Source organism: Mesorhizobium sp. M0862, assembly GCF_040319795.1.
In the GTDB taxonomy this organism is placed as follows: domain Bacteria; phylum Pseudomonadota; class Alphaproteobacteria; order Rhizobiales; family Rhizobiaceae; genus Mesorhizobium.
In genome coordinates, this window is the sequence record NZ_JAMYOJ010000013.1 from 71,643 (window position 1) to 88,517 (window position 16,875).

General features: G+C 63.1%; 15 protein-coding genes. 8 read left to right on the forward strand and 7 right to left on the reverse strand.

Going from position 1 to position 16,875, the window contains the following annotated elements; translation table 11 throughout:
* The first annotated feature begins 123 nt into the window (after positions 1 to 123).
* Positions 124 to 810 (forward strand): Crp/Fnr family transcriptional regulator, encoded by a 687-nt coding sequence (locus NKI15_RS20235; RefSeq protein ID WP_352515113.1) that lies wholly within the window; start codon positions 124 to 126, stop codon positions 808 to 810.
* Positions 811 to 817: 7 nt separating this feature from the next.
* Here the strand turns inward: NKI15_RS20235 and NKI15_RS20240 are convergent, their stop codons facing one another.
* On the reverse strand, positions 818 to 5,140 hold the full coding sequence (locus NKI15_RS20240) for a cytochrome P450 (RefSeq protein ID WP_352515114.1): 4,323 nt from the start codon (positions 5,138 to 5,140) through the stop codon (positions 818 to 820).
* Positions 5,141 to 5,269: 129 nt separating this feature from the next.
* A complete protein-coding gene (locus tag NKI15_RS20245) occupies positions 5,270 to 7,042 on the reverse strand; it encodes an adenylate/guanylate cyclase domain-containing protein (RefSeq protein WP_023726586.1) in 1,773 nt (590 codons plus the stop codon).
* A gap of 356 nt (positions 7,043 to 7,398) precedes the next feature.
* Between NKI15_RS20245 and NKI15_RS20250 the strand changes: the two genes are divergently transcribed.
* The 3 genes from NKI15_RS20250 (at position 7,399) to NKI15_RS20260 (ending at position 9,041) form a co-directional block, all read left to right on the forward strand.
* Entirely contained in the window at positions 7,399 to 7,656 is a 258-nt protein-coding gene (locus tag NKI15_RS20250) for a PepSY domain-containing protein (protein ID WP_023726587.1), read from the forward strand.
* A 259-nt stretch (positions 7,657 to 7,915) separates the two neighbouring features.
* Entirely contained in the window at positions 7,916 to 8,479 is a 564-nt protein-coding gene (locus NKI15_RS20255) for a hypothetical protein (protein WP_245270796.1), read from the forward strand.
* Between the two features lie 91 nt (positions 8,480 to 8,570).
* On the forward strand, positions 8,571 to 9,041 hold the full coding sequence (locus NKI15_RS20260) for a hypothetical protein (RefSeq protein WP_023668992.1): 471 nt from the start codon (positions 8,571 to 8,573) through the stop codon (positions 9,039 to 9,041).
* A gap of 96 nt (positions 9,042 to 9,137) precedes the next feature.
* Here the strand turns inward: NKI15_RS20260 and NKI15_RS20265 are convergent, their stop codons facing one another.
* The gene (locus NKI15_RS20265) at positions 9,138 to 11,018 is read right to left on the reverse strand and encodes a L,D-transpeptidase family protein (protein WP_023741212.1); all 1,881 of its coding nucleotides are present in this window, start codon (positions 11,016 to 11,018) and stop codon (positions 9,138 to 9,140) included.
* Between the two features lie 212 nt (positions 11,019 to 11,230).
* Positions 11,231 to 11,977: a 3-oxoacyl-ACP reductase family protein gene (locus NKI15_RS20270; RefSeq protein WP_352515115.1), complete on the reverse strand. Its 747-nt coding sequence runs from the start codon at positions 11,975 to 11,977 to the stop codon at positions 11,231 to 11,233.
* 98 nt (positions 11,978 to 12,075) lie between these two features.
* Here NKI15_RS20270 and NKI15_RS20275 point away from each other — a divergent pair, with 98 nt between their 5' ends.
* Together NKI15_RS20275 and NKI15_RS20280 are read left to right on the forward strand one after the other, a co-directional pair.
* Positions 12,076 to 12,684, forward strand: a complete 609-nt coding sequence (locus NKI15_RS20275; RefSeq protein WP_023710494.1) for a TetR/AcrR family transcriptional regulator — start codon at positions 12,076 to 12,078, stop codon at positions 12,682 to 12,684.
* 62 nt (positions 12,685 to 12,746) lie between these two features.
* Entirely contained in the window at positions 12,747 to 13,145 is a 399-nt protein-coding gene (locus NKI15_RS20280) for a rhodanese-like domain-containing protein (protein WP_023688500.1), read from the forward strand.
* Positions 13,146 to 13,190: 45 nt separating this feature from the next.
* Here NKI15_RS20280 and NKI15_RS20285 read toward each other — a convergent pair whose 3' ends face one another.
* On the reverse strand, positions 13,191 to 14,099 hold the full coding sequence (locus tag NKI15_RS20285) for an alpha/beta hydrolase (RefSeq protein WP_023706841.1): 909 nt from the start codon (positions 14,097 to 14,099) through the stop codon (positions 13,191 to 13,193).
* Between the two features lie 48 nt (positions 14,100 to 14,147).
* Here NKI15_RS20285 and NKI15_RS20290 point away from each other — a divergent pair, with 48 nt between their 5' ends.
* Complete coding sequence (locus NKI15_RS20290; RefSeq protein WP_023682500.1) at positions 14,148 to 14,600, forward strand: MarR family winged helix-turn-helix transcriptional regulator; 453 nt, start codon at positions 14,148 to 14,150, stop codon at positions 14,598 to 14,600.
* 26 nt (positions 14,601 to 14,626) lie between these two features.
* On the opposite strand, the gene NKI15_RS20295 is transcribed toward NKI15_RS20290, so the two are convergent.
* Together NKI15_RS20295 and NKI15_RS20300 are read right to left on the reverse strand one after the other, a co-directional pair.
* A complete protein-coding gene (locus NKI15_RS20295; RefSeq protein WP_023688503.1) occupies positions 14,627 to 15,238 on the reverse strand; it encodes a pyridoxamine 5'-phosphate oxidase family protein in 612 nt (203 codons plus the stop codon).
* Between the two features lie 65 nt (positions 15,239 to 15,303).
* Positions 15,304 to 15,657 carry a gamma-butyrobetaine hydroxylase family protein gene (locus NKI15_RS20300; protein ID WP_023668999.1) on the reverse strand — a complete coding sequence of 118 codons (354 nt, stop codon included), beginning with the start codon at positions 15,655 to 15,657 and terminating at the stop codon, positions 15,304 to 15,306.
* 200 nt (positions 15,658 to 15,857) lie between these two features.
* On the opposite strand from NKI15_RS20300, the gene moaA reads away from it, so the two are divergent.
* Positions 15,858 to 16,853 (forward strand): GTP 3',8-cyclase MoaA, encoded by a 996-nt coding sequence (gene moaA, locus NKI15_RS20305; RefSeq protein ID WP_031193366.1) that lies wholly within the window; start codon positions 15,858 to 15,860, stop codon positions 16,851 to 16,853.
* Positions 16,854 to 16,875 lie beyond the last annotated feature (22 nt).

Here is a 16,875-nt window from a genome sequence, read left to right on the forward strand (position 1 = left end):
ACGGCGCCAAGCCTTTACAAGGCGTAATCGCAAGGGATGAACGCCGGCCTTTGACGCGGTGCACTCTTGCCTTAGACTTCGGGCCTTAAACTTCGCCGATTGCGGCAATTGGGAATTTGGAACATGGCTTTTGGCGGCCCTAACGACAGAAACGATCTGCCGCGCCTGGCACGCATCGATCCAAAGCTGTTCGATATCCTGTTCAGCGGCTGCAAGGTCGAGCGCTACGCCGCCGGCCAGCATCTGTTCGTCCAGGAAGATGCCGCCGACCGGATCTACGGGGTGATGAGCGGCACGGTGGAAATCTCGATCTATTCGCCCGGCGGACAGAAGCTGGTGGCCAATATCGAGCTGTCGCGCAGTCTGGTGGGCGAGATCGGCGCCCTGGACGGCCGGCCACGCACCGCCACCGCCATCTGCCTGACCGCTTGCGAGCTGGTTTCGCTCACCAGGATACAACTCTTTGATCGCATTAAGAGAAATCCACCGCTGGCACGCGCGATGATCGAACTTCTGTGCGCCCGGCTGCGCTGGGTCAGCGGCGAACTCGGCGATCAGGCCTTCTTCGGCATCCAGGCGAGGCTCGCCAAACGCCTGGTCTTCCTGGCCAAGGTGATGGCCGACAGCGCCGGCTGGATCCCGATCTCGCAATCGGAACTCGGAGAGTTCCTCGGCGCCACGCGCGAGTCCGTCAACAAGACGCTCAACGACTGGCGCAACCGCTCGTTCATTGCCATCAAACGCGGCGGCCTGCGCATCACCGACACCAGGGCACTGCGCCACATCGCCGAGTCGCAGGACGACGACTGACGCCGAATCAGAGCCGCGAAATCAGGTAGCGCAGCGCCGAGCGGCTGGGCATGAAGAAATATCCACCCCCCTTGGTGGTGACGAATTGCGGCATGTCACGGAGCGTCGTGACCTTTTCCCATGACGGAATGGTGAACCTGCCATCGCCGCCGCGCGAACCAATCGTCGGGTCCTTTTCAGCGACGAGGCCCTGGAACGTGGCCGACGAAACCCAGGTCTGCTGAATGAATTCGTACTGGCGCTCTATGTCGGCGTTGAGGCACATGAACAGCAGCCCCTTTTCGACCTTGCCATTCTTACCGTCCTGCTTCTCATAGGTGCGGCCGACCCGCAGGATACGATGGCGCTTGCCGATATTGATCTGCGTATCGCGGTCCTCACCCAGCGAGTCGCGTGGGTTGGAACGGCGAATGTGGGCACCAAGCGGGCAGCGATGGCCTTGCGGATCCTCGGCGCCAGCGGCGAAGTTGTTGTCGATGACGCGTCCCGGATGATCCGGGTTGCGCACCAGCGAGCTACCGTTCTGCCAGCGGCCGAGCATCTTGGCGGCAATCCAGTCTTGCGTGATGGCTTGGTTGCCGAGTTGGCTCGCGACCAAGGCTGCAGCCTTTTTGCAGTAGTTGTTGAAGACGTCGACGTGCTGCTCGAACTGGCGAATAACCAGGAATGAACCGTTGCGCCCGAAATCGCGCGGCGGTGGCGGCAGGCCCGGAATCAGCCGGCTACGGCGCACCTGCGAAAGGATTCCAGTCCGATCGCGTGATGCGCTTACCGAGGGCGAGGCTGGATAGAACCCATGCTCATCACGATAGCCGAACAGGAACTCGCCGGGCGCGACCAGATGCATTGATGCAGCACCCCTGCTGGCGCGGGTCGTGCCCCGGACAATCGGCTGCGAAATCCCGTCCGCGAAACCGAAATGCTCGTAGGCTGGCCCACGTTCCGACCGATCGTCACGCTTTGCCCCGTCGGACGATTTCGTCTTCGTGTCGGTCGGACCCCGGTTTACGGCGAGCGGCAGTTCGGCGACGACCTTCATGCCTGCACCGGTCGTCTTTCGTCTCACGGTGGCAATCTCGGTCTTCAACCGTCCCGGGTCTTCAGCATAGCAGACGATGACCAGGTCCACAGGGTTCTCCAACGACCCCCACTCCCATTCGTCCGGGCCGTCGCGGCCTCGGTCGTCCAGTATGCGCCCACGCTCGGGATTGCCCATGCCATGGCGAAAGGCGATCGGAAATGTTTCCAGTGGATCGCCCTCCACACCCTCGTCGAGCCCAAACTGCCGCAGGCCACCGGGACCAAAGGCGACTATCATAGCTCGCCCGGCGGGCCTGCCTTCGCCGAAACTCGTCTGCTCGACAACGAAATCGAGCCAGGCTCTGCGCTTGGGCGCCGGCAACTTGTCCGGCACCCGGATCGCAAGCATATGCGAATAAGCGAGCGGGCCGAGCGGGCCGAAGAAGATGGACTGGATCTCGCCGGTTTCCAGCTGCTGTTCGAGAGGCGCCGGAAAGGCAGAGCTGATATTGGCCAGCAGCGAAGTGGTCTTTTGAACGGTGGTCGTTTCGCTCGCCGGGCGCCGTAGCGAACCGAACAAGCTCAGCCAGTCGCGCGCCTCGTTGCCGACGGCGGAAGCAATGCCGCGCCTGACCCGGGAATTGATCCGGATGCGCTCTGTGTTGATTTGGGGATAGGCGGAGTACCAGAACAGGGTCGGCACCTGCTGGCGCCGCGCCCACCGCTTGAAACGATCGCCGTCGCGGGCGCCGTCCAGGAACAGCCATCGTGTGCGTGGATAGCCCACGGTGTTGCTCCACACGCCGGTCAGGCCAGCGGACGCCTTGGCGATGAAGTCCTCAAGATAGCTTTCCCAGCTGCCGCCGTAGTTGGAGAAGAACATCAATCGGTTGGAGCCGGGCAGCAGTATCCAGCGGGCGAAATGGATGGTGTTGATGGTGTTGAGGAAGCCTGGCTTGAATACCTTCTGGGCAGCTATCGAGATCAGGTAGAAAGAAAACCTGAGCGCCAGCCGCCGCAGAATGCCGGCCTTCATCGTCGAAATCGCAGTCAGATGGTTTTGTGCCGCGTGGCCCTCCTTGACGAGTATCGCGTTCAATTCAGATATGCCGATCGATGTGCTTTCCGGCCGATCCCTGTCCTCGCGGCGTCGCAGCGCCAGCAAGCACGAAAACGCCAGCAGCGCCGCTGCCACCAACATTCCGAGTCCCGACAACAGAAGTGAGGTGATTGCTACGGCTATGGCGGTGAAGGAGATTTCCTGGGAACTGATGTCGATAGATCTGCCGAACACCACACCGTAGGTCATGTACCAGCAAGCAGCCCAGATGATCGCCACCGTGACGAAGACCGGCGGCACCAGCAACGTCGTCATCAGGGCACGGCCCCAATGACCCGGCGGCTTTTCGAGCAGGCTTTCGGCCGGCTCGAACGCCCAGGCAAACGTCCCTAATGACTGGACACGCTGGCGAACTTCAGCGAGCACGGCAGGAGCGTTGCCGGCGCCTTTGCGTGGCCGCTCGACGATGTCGCGCACGGCTTCGAAAAGCTGCTGCTCGGCCTTGATACGCTGGACCGAGTGCCCCGGCGTGCCCGAAAACACCAGTCCGGCATTGCTGCCGAAAGACGGCGATATGTCGACATTGTGCTTGCGCAGGAAATCGTTCAATGCGCCGCCATCGCGCAGATCGCAGACCTCCTTGAAGATCGGCCGCAGCCGGTGCCCGATGGCGTGCGTGACTGCGTCGATGACATCGTCGATGCTGCCGTCACCGGAAATCTCGAGAACCAGAGCTCCTTTTTCCTGACCGGAATCAGCGCCGATCTCGCCGGTGCCGACCACGGTCAGGCTGGTGAAGTGGACGGTGCCGGCAATGTCGAGCGCGGTGCGGATCTCTTCGACGGCCGGGTTGCCGAGGCTGGCAACCTTGTCGCGGACAGCATCCAGCGACGCGGACCGGGTGACCGGGCAGACCACCGTCACCATAGACTGCGTTACGGTGCGGCAGAGTTCTGCCCGTTCGAAATCGACCTTGAGGGTTTCGGGATAGGCGCCGATGCGGGTCATGCGCCCGGCCTTGCCGGGCATGCGGCTCACGCCCTGCTTCTGGAACAGGGCGCGCAGGCTTTCGCCGATCTGGATCCTGGCGATCTCGGCGCCGATGCACTGATGAATGCCGTGGCCGAACACCATGTAGTCGCGATGCGGGCGCGATGTGTCGAACTGGTCCGGGTTCTGCACGGCGTCGGCATCGAACATCGCCGACAGCGTCGCCGGCATCACCACCGTGCCGGCCTTCACCAGGCGCTCGCGGCGCGTACCCTTGCCGATGATCGCGTCGCGGGCCGTGTAGCGCCAGGGGCCGACCCAGATCGGCTTGAAGCGCATGGCTTCAAGGACGGCCCTGTCGAGCTTGGCGGTATCGTTTTCGGCCAATGCGGCATCGATAGCCTGCCGTGCGTCGGGCCGCGACAGGATCACGTCGAGGCAATTGCCGGCGGCCAACACATTGGTCGGGACGAAGCCGGCGATCATGCCCAGCATGATCGAATTGAGGTCGTCCCGCGACAGGCGGCCCTGATCCATCTGGACAACCAGCCTCGCCAGCGGTTGCTCGGCCTTCAAGCCCCGGTCCCTGGCCGACTGGATGGAGCGATCGATGACTTTGAGAAGACGGTCGCCCGCCACCACTGCGAGTTCGCGCATGACGGGGCTCGCCGTCGGGTCCGAAAAGAACAGCGCACTCAGCGCGATCGCCCAGTCGGCGAATTCGGATTCATCGTCGATCTCGACGCCGAAATAATCTCGACAGATGTGCACCGGGACGATCTTCATCAACCTGGAGATCGCATCGAAGCCGGGGCTAGCGCGCGTCATGATCTCTTGCGAATGACGCGCCGCGATCGGCCTGACGGCGGCTTCGACCTCGGCCGGCGGGAATGCACTCAGCACCGACGATTTCATGCGCCGGTAGTCGGCGCCGTCCTGCATGCCGAGGATGAAGTTGGATCCCCGGGCAAGCTCGGTCATTTCCGGGCCGTATGGGGTCTGGAATTCGTCGCCGCGCTCCAATATGTCGCGGACATCGGCGTTCTTGGTGACCACGAGAACACCGAAGAGCTTGCCGGTCGGCCGGAAACGCCGCAACAAGGAAAGCGCCCAGCGGGGGTCTTCGGCCAGAGACCCGACGATGCGCGCAATCAGCCCTGTCTTCCGGATCCGGCCGAGATCGAAGGGCGGCATTTCCGACAGCGGGCGCTGGTTTTTCTGGGCCGCGCGAATAGCGTCGAAATACTTCAGTTCGGTCATGCGCGTTCAAGCCCCCCGGCTATCCACGTTATTGCGATGCCGGCCGTTCAACGCCTAGGTTTGCATCGGTTGCACGTATGTGAATCTTTTCACAGTTGGTCCATGTTCCAGCCAGCATTGACGCCATGTTCATTTGGCCAGTCGGAAATTGGCGACGAGGATCTCGTTCGCGGCCTTGTCGGTGAACGGTATCCAGCGCACACGCTGTTCTGAAAAATCGGGATGCCGGGTGGTGAAAATGGTCATCTCGCGCCGCGCCTGTTCCGGCCGGCCGCTTCGCATCAGCGCGCCGATCTTCAGGAACCTGGAATAGAAATAGCCGGGAGACAGGTTGAGCGAGCGGTCAGCGGCAGCGATCGCCGCCGGCCAGTTCTCGACCAAACAATAGGCCGCCGTCAGTTCCCCCAGATTGTGGAAGCGGTAGAGGTCGAACGGGCTCAATCGCTCGGTATCGAGAAAGAACGGTATCGCGGTCGCGGCATTGCCGAGCAGCAGCTGGGCGCTGCCCATGGCCGAGCGCGCGAAGGCAAAGCTCGGATTGATGTGGATCGCTTCCTCGAGATGGTCGACGGCCGACCGCGGTTCGCCGCGCATGATGTCGACGGCGCCGAGATGGGCGTGCGGGCGCGCATCCAGGCTGTCCACCAGCAACGCCTTGCGGGCAAACTGCTCGACCTTGTTCAAATCGTCGCTGTCGCCAAAACGCAGCCATGCCCGCCAGAAATACCACCACGCCAGTTCGTTGAGCACGGCGCTCGAGTTGGCGTCCTCGCGGTAGGCCTTCTGGAAGAACTCGAGTGCGGTTTCGGTGTCGCCGCGGGTGCGCCGGTTCATGTGCCAGCGGCCCCGTCGCACCAGTTGCCAGGTCTCCAGGCTTTCCCAGGGAACCTGGAAGGTGCGTGCCTGTTCCGCCCGGTCGACCTCCTTGTCGAGGATCGAAACGATCTCAGCGCCGATCTGGTCGCGCAGGTTGAAGATGTCGACCAGATCGCGATCGAAGCGCTGCGACCACACCAGCCGCCCGTTGGACGCGTCGGCCAGCGAGGTGTTGAGGCGGATCTGGCCACCATTGCGCATCAGCGTGCCGCTGACGATGTAGCGCGCGCCGAGCGCGTTGCCGATCACCCGCGTGCCCAGCGTGTCGTCGCGGAACTGGAAGCTGGAGCCCTTGGCGATGACCGAGAGCCATCTGGTGTTGGATAGACCATAGATGATGTCCTCGGCGATGCCGTCGGCCATGTAGCCGATGTCATGCTCGCCGCCATCGGCGTGGAAGGGCAGGACGGCGATCGCCGGCGGCCCCTTGGACGACAGCTTCTGCTGCGCATTGGCCTGGGGAATGGCCGCGAACGACGCCGCCGGCGAGGATCCGTTGCCGCTGCGGCCGGCGATCAGAACGCGCACCGGCAAGGCGATGTTCTTCAGCATGAATTCGCCGAGATCGGTGAAATCGGCCGCCGTCTTGTCCTTCACATGGTGCCAGGTCGTCTCCGAAACGGCGAGACCGTTGCCCGGCGCGAATTCCTGGATTCTCGCCGCGATGTTGACGTCGTCGCCGTAGAGGCGGCCACCACGCACGATGACGTCGCCGGTATTGATGCCGGCGCGAAACGGCATGCGCATATCGTCGGCAACCTCGGCGTTGAGGGCGACGATGCGGCCCTGGAAATCAAAGGCTGCGCGCAACGCCTCGATCGGATTGCCGAACTCGGCCATGATGCTGTCGCCGGCGTCGCCGAACGTGCGGCCGCCAAATGTGCCACAGCTGTCGGCGATGATGTCGCGCCGTTCCTCGAATGCCGCGACAGCAGACTCGTCGTCGATGCCCATCAGCCTCGAGAACCCGACGGCATCGATAGAAATGATTGTCGCCAGCTGACGGGTGTAGTTCCGTACAGCCATGTTCGAGCCCCCGCTCCCTTTCTGGTTCTGGTCCAGCACAGGCGACGACCCGTTCCTGAAACACTTCGCCGCGCGCTGAGAGATGAAGATTCCGGCGGGGTTGGCGCGCCATGCCACCCCGCCAGGACCAGAAGTCTAGCAGGGTCTTTGGCAAAGCTCTACCACCATCGGGTTGTCCAGCGCGGGCCGTGGCAGCACTCATGGTTGGCCGGCCGTTGGCGCAAATATGGGCGTGCCGTCGCTCTGATCGCCGCGATCCAGGGCTTCACGGAACCGCCGCGACGTCAGCTATCGGAACAAACTGTGCTGCCTGCGAGTTTCCGGTGCGGTTCAGCCAACGTGAAATGAGGGTAATCATGCGAAATCTTGTTCTGGCGACCGGTGTCGTCGTTGTTCTGGCCGGCTCGACGGCCTTTGCCGCGGATGACAGCCCGCTGCCGCCGACGAATGCCCAGAAACTGTCGGCAATCATCGCCAAGGTCGAGCAGCGCGACGGCTTTCGCTATGTGAAGGAGGTCGACTGGGACAAGGACGGCTACACCGTGACCTATTACACCGCCGACAAGGCGAAAGTCGAAATCACCTTCGATCCCGTGACCGCCGAACCGAAATAGCGCCGATACCGCACCGCTTCGGCAATTCCGTCCGCCGCGTTTTTTGCCTACGATGGTGGCAGTTGTCGGACAACGGGGCGACCATGCTTTCTTCCAATCGAATTGCCAACTCGCTTGCGCTTGTCGTTGCACTGGCTGGCGCGGCGGTCTGCCTTGGTCCAGCGCGTGCCGACGGGCCATCCTTCGACTGCCGCAAAGCCAGCCTGCCGGTGGAAAAGGCGATCTGTGCCGACCCGCAACTGTCGGCAATTGATGCCTGGTGGCCGAGGCCTTTACGGGTTTCGAGCCAGCCTTTGGCGGCGACAAGCGCAAGATCGCCCGTGCGCTCATCGACGACAGGAACGCCTGTGGGCAGGATGCCGCCTGCATCGTCAGCGCCCAGAACAATGCGCTGCAGACCTACGGCAATGCGCCGTCCTGGGTGCAGGATTACAACATCGCCCTGATCGGCAAGAAGGCGCTCGACACCGCGGCCCGCCATCCGGGCAGCCCCGACCAGCCCCTGCCCTCGTCGATCGGCCAATGCGCCTTGACCCACATCACCGCGCTGACGACGCGGCTCGGCGACGACCCGCTGGAAACCGCCGGCCCTGAAGCCGGCAGCCTGGCGCGGTTCAGCAATGGCGGCGCCGGGGTTTCCTACGAGCGGGAGCCTGGCCTTGCCAGTTCGAAAGCCGGCGATCCTGTCGTCATGTGCCTGATTTCGATCCCGAGGGATTGTCCGCAGGGCGACGAGCGCGGGCGGGTCTATTACGGCGTCGACCTCACGATAAAAGGCACATGGGTTTTGCCGGATTCACAACATCTATGCGGCGGCGCCTGAAGATTTGCCGCAAAGCACTGCTGGATGCACTCTTGCGCCGGTCCGCCTTTGATGGCTGAGTGCGCGTAACAGTTGCAGGGCACGGGGGTGCATGGCCATGGTTAAGCATGTTTTGAAGCGCATCCTGATGATGCTTGCCGGCTATTTCGTTTCGGTGCTGATCGGATTGTTCGCGGTCGTGGCGATATATTGCGCACTCGCCGTATTGCCCAACGCGCCGGACTATTTCGGCGCCATGCAATTTTCGCCCATTGTCGTGCTGCTGTGGCCGCCGCTCGGCATGGTCGTCTATTTCCTGACGATCGTGCTGACCGGCCTGCAGACGCTGATCTTCGCGCTGCTCGCCGAATTCTTTGCCCTGCGCAATTTCCTGGTGCACATGCTGTTTGGCGCCGCTGCCGCTGCAGCCGGCTTCTTCCTGGTCTGGCCGGCCGCGGAAGAGGATGCCGGACGCTGGGCCGATATCGGCATCATCGCCGCCGCCGGCCTCGTAGCCGGTCTGGTCTATTGGCTGATCGCGGGCCGCGACGCCGGCTTCCGGCGTCCGCTCATCCAGCGCTGATCGCAGGAAACGGGCGACCGTCCATCGGCCAAAAATCTAATTAAACCAGAGAGATAAAGTGAGTTCCTCGTTCGTTGAACGAGGAACTCCGCTGGTTCAGCTCGTCGGCGAGCGCACCGCTTCAGTCGCGTCCAGCGCCTGCATCAGCCGCGTGTCGCGGTCGTAGACGTCGTTGAAATATTCGACTTTGCCGGACAGGTCCGGCCAGGCAGTGAAGTAGGAGACATAGACGGGAATCGTGCGTGTCACGTCTTCGCTGGCATGGCCGTGCTTGAGCTTTTCGGCGATGTCGTCGACCGAGACGCCGAGCACCGCCGCCGCCATCCCACGTGGATCCTGAAGGCGAATACAGCCATGGCTGAGCGCCCGCATATCGCGCTGGAAGAAGGATTTTTGCGGCGTGTCGTGCATGTAGATGGCGTGCTTGTTGGGGAACAGGATCTTCAGTTCGCCCAGCGCATTGGCTTCGCTCGGCTGCTGGCGCACGCTGTAGGGAATGTTGGCGCCGTAGGCGCCCCAATTGACCGAGGAAGAGGGAACCCGCCTGCCGCGCGAATCGGTCACCTCGTAGCCGGCACGGTCGAGATAGCCCGGATCGCCACGCAGCCTTGGCAGCATCTCGTTGACGATGATCGACTGCGGCACGCCCCAATAGGGATGGAAATCGACCTGCTTGATCTCCTTGAAGAAGAAGGCGGTCTGGTTGGTGGTCCGGCCGATGACGACGCGGGTCTTCAGCTTCTCCTCGCCATTGTCGATATAGCTGGCGGTGAAGGCGGGCTGGTTGATGAACACCCGCGGGCTGCCGAGATCGGACGGCATCCAGCGCAATTCTTCCAGCGCGACCTGCACCTTCTGCAGCCTGTCGGCCTTGGACGTGCCGGCGAGCGAGGCGACGGTGCGCGGGCCGATGACCCCATCGCCCTTCATGCCGGCCTTCACCTGCACGGCCTTGATGATCGGAACCAGTTCGGGAACATAGACATCGCTGGTGCCGAGACGAGACAGGATCTCGCCATAGGCGCCGCCCATCTCGTCGTCGAGATTGCGCGCGATCAGCGTCAGCAGCTTCGGCAGTTCGGCGCTGGTCTCGCCGGGCTTCAGCAACAGCTTGGGATCGACGACGATTTCGTTTTCGGCGCTCGCCTGCAGCGATTCAAGTTCGACGCGCAGCGCCTGATATTCCGCGTTCTGCGGGTGCCGCGATTCGAGGTAGGTGCGCACTTCCTGGGTGTGAGCCAGCGTCTTGAGCGCGCCTTCCATGTCGACCGGCTTCGGCGGAAATTCATAGTAGCCGGTGATGCGATTGGGATCGACGCGCCCGCTCTGGGCGTCACGGGCATAGCGCAGTACGCGCGCCGACAGCGCCATCTCGAAGCGGACGAGTTCCTTCAGATGGGCGTTGGCATCGACTGCCGATGCGTTGGCTGCCGGCACTTCGACCGTGTAGTCGGCCGACGTGAGACCATAGCTTGCGGCTTCGCCAAGCACCCGCACCGCATCCTGGGCGCGGGCATTGGGATTGCCCTCGTTCACCCAGATGAAATCAGGATTGGCAGAGTAATAGGCAATCAGTGCCTTGGCGATATCGGGCTCGGCATAGAGTTCATAGTCACTAAGGCCTGCAACGGCTTCGCGGAAGGCAGTGCTGGTCGCCGACGGCACAAAGGCGGCGTCTTCAGCTGTTGCCACCTGGGGAGGTGCTGCCACCAACGCGGCAAAGTCTACGCGCACCAGCCGGTCGGCCTTGTAGGTGTAGTAGGACGGGCTGCTGATCCTGGTGCCGCCGCCGCCCGATACGGCGGGCTTCGGCTTGCGCTTTGGCGGCGGCGGGAATTCGCCTTGCGGCCTGTGCTTGACGCCACCGCCGAACAGCATGTCGAACAGGCCCTGCGCGCTTGCCTGCGGCACACCGAAGGCCAGTGCTGCCGCCACTGCAAGCGGCATCACGGTGGCTTTATTTCCGAGGAATTTCATTAATCACCCGCTCCGGCTGCAAGCCGGCTCCCGTTCCGCGCCGCTCGACGATCTTGCCAACCGCATGGCGGATGTAAGGCGCTACTATACCGATTCATACCGATTTCGTTAAGCTTCCATAAATTTCCGCAGGCCTGTTGCAGAACGGTTTCACAACATCGTGACGTCTGGAGCGGCGTTGCCGCTCCAGACCGGTCAAAGCGGCTGCTGCTTCAGGCGTTGGCGCCACCGTCGATGGTGAGCGCGGCGCCGGTGACGAAGTGCCCTTCTGGACCGGCGAGCCAGGCAACCATGCCGGCGATCTCGTCAGCCTTGCCGAAGCGGGGCGTCGCCATCTTCCGCCGCTGGTGTTCGGCATGCGGGCCTTCGGCCGGGTTCATGTCGGTGTCGGTCGAACCGGGATGAACGACGTTGGCGGTGATGCCGCGCGGACCGAGGTCTCGCGCCAGCGCCTTGGTCAGGCCGACCAGCGCAGCCTTGCTGGTCGAATAGGCGCTGAGGCTGGTGTCGGTGACGCGCTCGGCCAGATTGCTGCCGATCGAAATGATGCGGCCGCCCTCGCCCATGTGAGCCGCTGCCGCCTTCGAGGCCACGAACGGCGCTCTCAGATTGACCTCAATGGTCTCGTCAAAGTCGGCCAGCGACATCTGTTCGATCGGCGCCGCGCGCCAGATGCCGGCGCTGTTGACCAGGATGTCGAGCCGGCCGAAGGCATTCACCGCCTCGGTGACCGAATTTTCGATGGCGGCAGCGTCGCGATTGTCGGCTTGGATGGAGATCGCGCGACCACCTGCCGCTATAATCTCGGCGACGACAGCTTGGGCCGGCGCCGCACTGTTGACATAGGTGATGGCGACGTAGGCGCCATCGGCCGCGAGCCGCTTCGCAATCGCAGCACCAATGCCGCGGCTGCCGCCGGTGACGAGTGCTGCCTTGCCGTTCAATCCGTTCGCTGACATGTCATGCTCCTTTTATGTAACGATCGATACATAAATCTGGCAACCTTGCCTCGCGACGTCAAGTGAATTATGTATCGGTCAACACAGAAAAGATCGTCATGCCGGAAAGAGGCCGTCCCCGCACCTTCGATCGAACCGCCGCCTTGCGGCAGGCGATGGAGCTGTTCTGGGCCAAAGGCTATGAGGGCACCTCGATCGCCGACCTGACCGCGGCGATGGGGATCAGCTCGCCCAGCCTCTATGCCGCCTTCGGCAGCAAGGAGGCGCTGTTTCTGGAAGCGACCGAGTATTACACCCGCAACGAAGGCACCGAGATCTGGAGCGCGCTGGACGAAGCGCCGACTGCATGCCAGGCGATCGAGAATTTCCTGCGCCAGACGGCAAAAGCGTACTCTCAGGACGACCGCCCGCAGGGCTGTCTCATCGCGCTGGGCGCACTGCACCAGGATTCAAGCAGCGGCGCGATCTGCGATGATTTGCGCCGCCGCCGCGCCGAAAACCACACCCTCTTGCTGAGACGGCTGGAACGCGGTGTGGCGGAAGGCGAATTGCCGGCGGGCTTCGACAGCAACGCGGCGGCGACCTTCTATGCGACGGTCCAGCACGGCATGTCGATCCAGGCCCGCGACGGCGCCTCGTGCGAAGCGCTGATGGCCACAGTGGCCGGAGCGATGGCGGCGTGGCAGGGGCTGGTCGGAACAGCGTGACAAAGCGCGGAGCTTGTGCTGGAAATCCAGTCGGCGGCGAAATGCGCCGGGAGGGATCATCCGTGAAAAAAGGGTATCGCGAGTTGCTCGACGAGGCCAATGCCGAGATCGAGGTGGTCTCGCCCGAGGAAGCGGCCGGGCTGCTCGACGACGAGGACACCATCTTCGTCGACCTGCGCGATCCACGCGAGATCGAGCGGGACGGCCAGATCCCCGGCGCCAAACATGTCACTCGCGGCATGCTGGAATTCTGGATCGATCCCGAAAGCCCTTACCACAAGCCGTTCTTTGCCTCGGGCAAAAGCTTCGTCTTCTTTTGCGCCGGCGGCTGGCGCTCGGCGCTGGCCACCAAGACGGCGCAGGATATGGGGCTGTCGCCGGTCAAGCACATCCTTGGCGGCTATACCGCCTGGAAGGCGGCCGGATTGCCCGTCGAGCCGGGCGGCAAGAAGAACGGTTAGCTCACCGCTCCGGCGTTGTCGGAGTCGACAATACACCCATTGGAATCAATGCAGTATCGGCTCGCGCTCGTTTTTGACAAAGGTCACAGCGCGTTCGATGACACCTTTGTCGGCGAGAATGCGACGGTGGCCGAGCCCATCGGCCCAGTGCAGCCGCACATGGCTGCCGGCGCCGGCATAACGTGTGGCATGATCGGCGGGGACTTCGCGGTCGTCCGGCGCGTGGATGACCAGAGTCGGCACCGGCGCTTCGGCCAGCTGGCGATCGCCGGTGAATTCGTGCAGCGGCCGGCCCGACAACTTTTTCACCTGATCGGCCATGGAAACCTGCGAACGCGGGCCGACGTTGAGCATGCGGCTGAAGTCGGCGAAGATCGCCGGCAGGGAACTTGGCGCGGCCACCAGCACCAGCCGCTCGGCCGCCACTGGGTGGATACCCCTGATCGAACCGGCAATGGCATTGGCGGCGACGGCGCCACCGAAGGAATGGCCGACGATCGCCTTGAACGGACCGAACCATTCGCCGGCGACCCTGACCGCCTCGACCGCATTGACCATGTTGAGATGCCGGCCCAGCGACTGGCCGTGGCCCGGCAGGTCAAGCGAGGCGACCCGGTAGCCCGCATCGCGAAAACCTTCGATCAGAGCGCGCATATATTCCGTGCGCGAACGCCAGCCATGGACGACCAGCACCGTGCCGGCGGACGCCCTGCCCGGCTCGGGCCGGAATTCGTGCACCATGACGCAGCCGGCCTTGGTCGTAAGCCGATGATGGCGCGCCTCGGCCATGAAGCCGGCGGCGCGGTCCACCGCACGCCGCTCGCCGTCACTGAGCGCCTTCACGCTCGGCGTGCGGCAGAACAGTTCGAAGGCGGCGCGCCCGCTCAGGCGGGGCGCCACATGCTCGGCGGCGCGGAACACGCCCCGGATGACCTTCAGTCCAAATGATGCCATAGTGGCGATCCATCCATTCCGTTCAAGCATGAACATAATAGTTCAAACATGAACATTAAACAAGAGCTGCCCTGGGACAACCCGCGCTTTCGCAACTGGGTCGCGGTGGCGCGCGCCTGCCATGTGCTGGAGCGTACGCTGGCGGTAAAGCTGGCGCCGCTGGATCTCAAGCCGGCGCAGCTCGACGTGCTGATGAACCTCTATCGCCATCCCGGCATGTCGCAGCACGATCTCGCCCGCAAACTGCTGGTCGGCCGCTCCAACATCACCATGCTGTTGCCGCAGCTCGAGGCGCGCGGCCTGCTGCGCCGCGAAGGCGACGAGAAGGACAAGCGCGTCCTGCGGCTGACGCTTACCGAGGCCGGCACGGAGCTTTTGATGAAGGCGCTGAAGGTGCATATGGCGCTGATCGAAAAGGCGATGAGCCAGTCGACAGCGGAACAGTGCGACATGATCGGCGAACAGATGCGCAAGATCTATGACGTGCTGAAGGATACCTGAGCCGTTCGATCCACGCGCCTCCCACCTCACCACATCGTCTTCTTCGCCCGCTCCGGCCATTCCTTGTCGTAAGTACCGGCATCGATATTCTTGCGGCTGGTGACTTCCAGGATTGTTCCGGGTGTCGGCAGCGATTTCGGGTCGACGTGCTTTGCCGGGTTCCACAGCTCCGAGCGAACGATGGCGCGGGCACACTGGAAATAGACCGAATCGACATCGACCACGGTGACCGAGCGCGCCGGCTTGCCTTCGACGGCGAAGGAGGCGCAAAGCGCGGCGTCGGTGGCGATGCGGGCGCGGCCGTTGACGCGCAGCGTCGTGCCCGAACCCGGCACAAGAAACAGCAGCCCGACGCGAGGATCGCGGATGATGTTCTTAAGCGAATCGGCGCGGTTGTTGCCGCGCCTGTCCGGCATCATCAGCGTCTTCGGGTCATGCATGCGCACAAAGCCGGCGAGATCGCCGCGCGGCGAGCAGTCCAGCCCTTCCGGCCCGCTCGTCGCCAAAGCGACAAAAGGCGAGGCTTCGATGAAGGCGGCATATTCGGGAATGACGTGGTCGAGTTCCTTGACCGTCGACGCTTCGCCGGGCAGGCCGTAGAGGGCTTCGAGCTGTTCGACCGTGGTGATGTCAGACATTTTCCCGTCTCCGAACTGTTGCCAGCGTTACCCCCAGTCAATGACGTTTTGCCGACAGTGCCGAACTAGCGGTCGCGGCTCAGTCCCTTCTCCTGGAGCTCGGCGAGATAGGCATTCCAGCGCGCGTCCTTTTCGTGGCCAAGCGTGTGCAGGTAATTCCAGGTGAAGATGCCGGTGTCGTGAAAATCGTCGAAGGTGATGCGCACGGCGTAGTTGCCGACCGGCTCGATCTTCAGGATAGCAACGTTACGCTTGCCGGGAACCGTCACCCGCTGGTCCGGCGAATGGCCCTGCACCTCGGCCGAGGGCGAAGCGACGCGCAGCAATTCGGCCGGCAGTTCGAACGGCCGATGATCGGGAAAGGTGACGGACAGCAGTTTTCTGTCCTTCGAGACCCTGAGTTCCTTCGGCGCCGTCATTGTTCTGCATCCCGCATCAATCCGCCCTTCCCTACGCTGCTTCGCGCGAGCGGAAAAGGCCATTTGGACCCGGCCGACATCGGATGTCGGCCAGGGAATGTCACCAAAGATCGAGAGCGGCTATCTTGAATGGCGGGTTGGATCGTATCACATAGCCGTATATAACGGCACCACTCGTAGCATTGGAAACGCTTGAACGTATGGACATGATCGATCCCTTCGGTCGCACGATCAGCTACTTGCGCGTGTCGGTCACCGACCGCTGCGATTTCCGCTGCACCTATTGCATGGCCGAGGACATGGCGTTCCTGCCCAAGAAGGACCTGCTGTCGCTCGAGGAACTCGACCGGCTCTGCACCGTCTTCATCGAAAAGGGCGTGCGCAAACTGCGCCTCACCGGCGGCGAGCCGCTGGTGCGCAAGAACATCATGCATCTGGTGCGCCAGCTGTCGCGGCACCTGAAGAGCGGCGCGCTGGAAGAGTTGACGCTGACCACCAATGGCTCGCAGCTGTCGCGCTTTGCCGCCGAGCTTGCCGATTGCGGTGTCGAGCGCATCAATGTCTCGCTGGATACGCTCGATGCCGACAAGTTCCACGCCATCACCCGCTGGGGCCATCTCGGCAAGGTCATGCAAGGCATCGATGCCGCGCAGGCGGCGGGGCTGAAGGTGAAGCTCAACGCCGTTGCGCTGAAGGACTTCAACGACGTCGAGCTGCCGGAGATGATGCGCTGGGCGCATGGCCGCGGCATGGACTTGACCGTCATCGAAACCATGCCGATGGGCGAGATCGACGCCGACCGGACCGACCAGTATCTGCCGCTATCGCTGCTGCGCGCTTCGCTCGAGCGCCAGTTCACGCTGAGCGACATCCCCTACAAGACCGGCGGTCCGGCCCGCTACGTCCATGTCGCAGAGACCGGCGGCAGGCTGGGCTTCATCACGCCGATGACGCATAATTTCTGCGAAAGCTGCAACCGCGTGCGGCTGACCTGCACCGGCACGCTCTATATGTGCCTGGGTCAGGAGGATGCCGCCGACCTGCGCGCGCCGTTGCGTGCCTCAGAAGGCAACGAGCTGGTCGCTGCTGCCATCGACGAAGCGATCGGCCGCAAGCCGAAAGGCCATGATTTCATCATCGACCGCCGCACCAGCCGCCCGTCGGTGTCGAGACATATGAGCGTCACCGGCGGCTGATTTTCTCCGCGATTGGTGCAGA

What these genes read in the sequence shown, in the direction of transcription:
- NKI15_RS20285 (WP_023706841.1), bottom strand. Translation starts at nt 14,099, where the DNA reads ATGGCATCATTTGGACTGAAGGTCATCCGGGGCGTGTTCCGCGCCGCC.
- NKI15_RS20275 (WP_023710494.1), top strand. Translation starts at nt 12,076, where the DNA reads ATGCCGGAAAGAGGCCGTCCCCGCACCTTCGATCGAACCGCCGCCTTG.
- NKI15_RS20235 (WP_352515113.1), top strand. Translation starts at nt 124, where the DNA reads ATGGCTTTTGGCGGCCCTAACGACAGAAACGATCTGCCGCGCCTGGCA.
- NKI15_RS20245 (WP_023726586.1), bottom strand. Translation starts at nt 7,042, where the DNA reads ATGGCTGTACGGAACTACACCCGTCAGCTGGCGACAATCATTTCTATC.
- NKI15_RS20300 (WP_023668999.1), bottom strand. Translation starts at nt 15,657, where the DNA reads ATGACGGCGCCGAAGGAACTCAGGGTCTCGAAGGACAGAAAACTGCTG.
- NKI15_RS20270 (WP_352515115.1), bottom strand. Translation starts at nt 11,977, where the DNA reads ATGTCAGCGAACGGATTGAACGGCAAGGCAGCACTCGTCACCGGCGGC.
- moaA (WP_031193366.1), top strand. Translation starts at nt 15,858, where the DNA reads ATGGACATGATCGATCCCTTCGGTCGCACGATCAGCTACTTGCGCGTG.
- NKI15_RS20260 (WP_023668992.1), top strand. Translation starts at nt 8,571, where the DNA reads ATGGCCATGGTTAAGCATGTTTTGAAGCGCATCCTGATGATGCTTGCC.
- NKI15_RS20290 (WP_023682500.1), top strand. Translation starts at nt 14,148, where the DNA reads ATGAACATTAAACAAGAGCTGCCCTGGGACAACCCGCGCTTTCGCAAC.
- NKI15_RS20240 (WP_352515114.1), bottom strand. Translation starts at nt 5,140, where the DNA reads ATGACCGAACTGAAGTATTTCGACGCTATTCGCGCGGCCCAGAAAAAC.
- NKI15_RS20250 (WP_023726587.1), top strand. Translation starts at nt 7,399, where the DNA reads ATGCGAAATCTTGTTCTGGCGACCGGTGTCGTCGTTGTTCTGGCCGGC.
- NKI15_RS20295 (WP_023688503.1), bottom strand. Translation starts at nt 15,238, where the DNA reads ATGTCTGACATCACCACGGTCGAACAGCTCGAAGCCCTCTACGGCCTG.
- NKI15_RS20265 (WP_023741212.1), bottom strand. Translation starts at nt 11,018, where the DNA reads ATGAAATTCCTCGGAAATAAAGCCACCGTGATGCCGCTTGCAGTGGCG.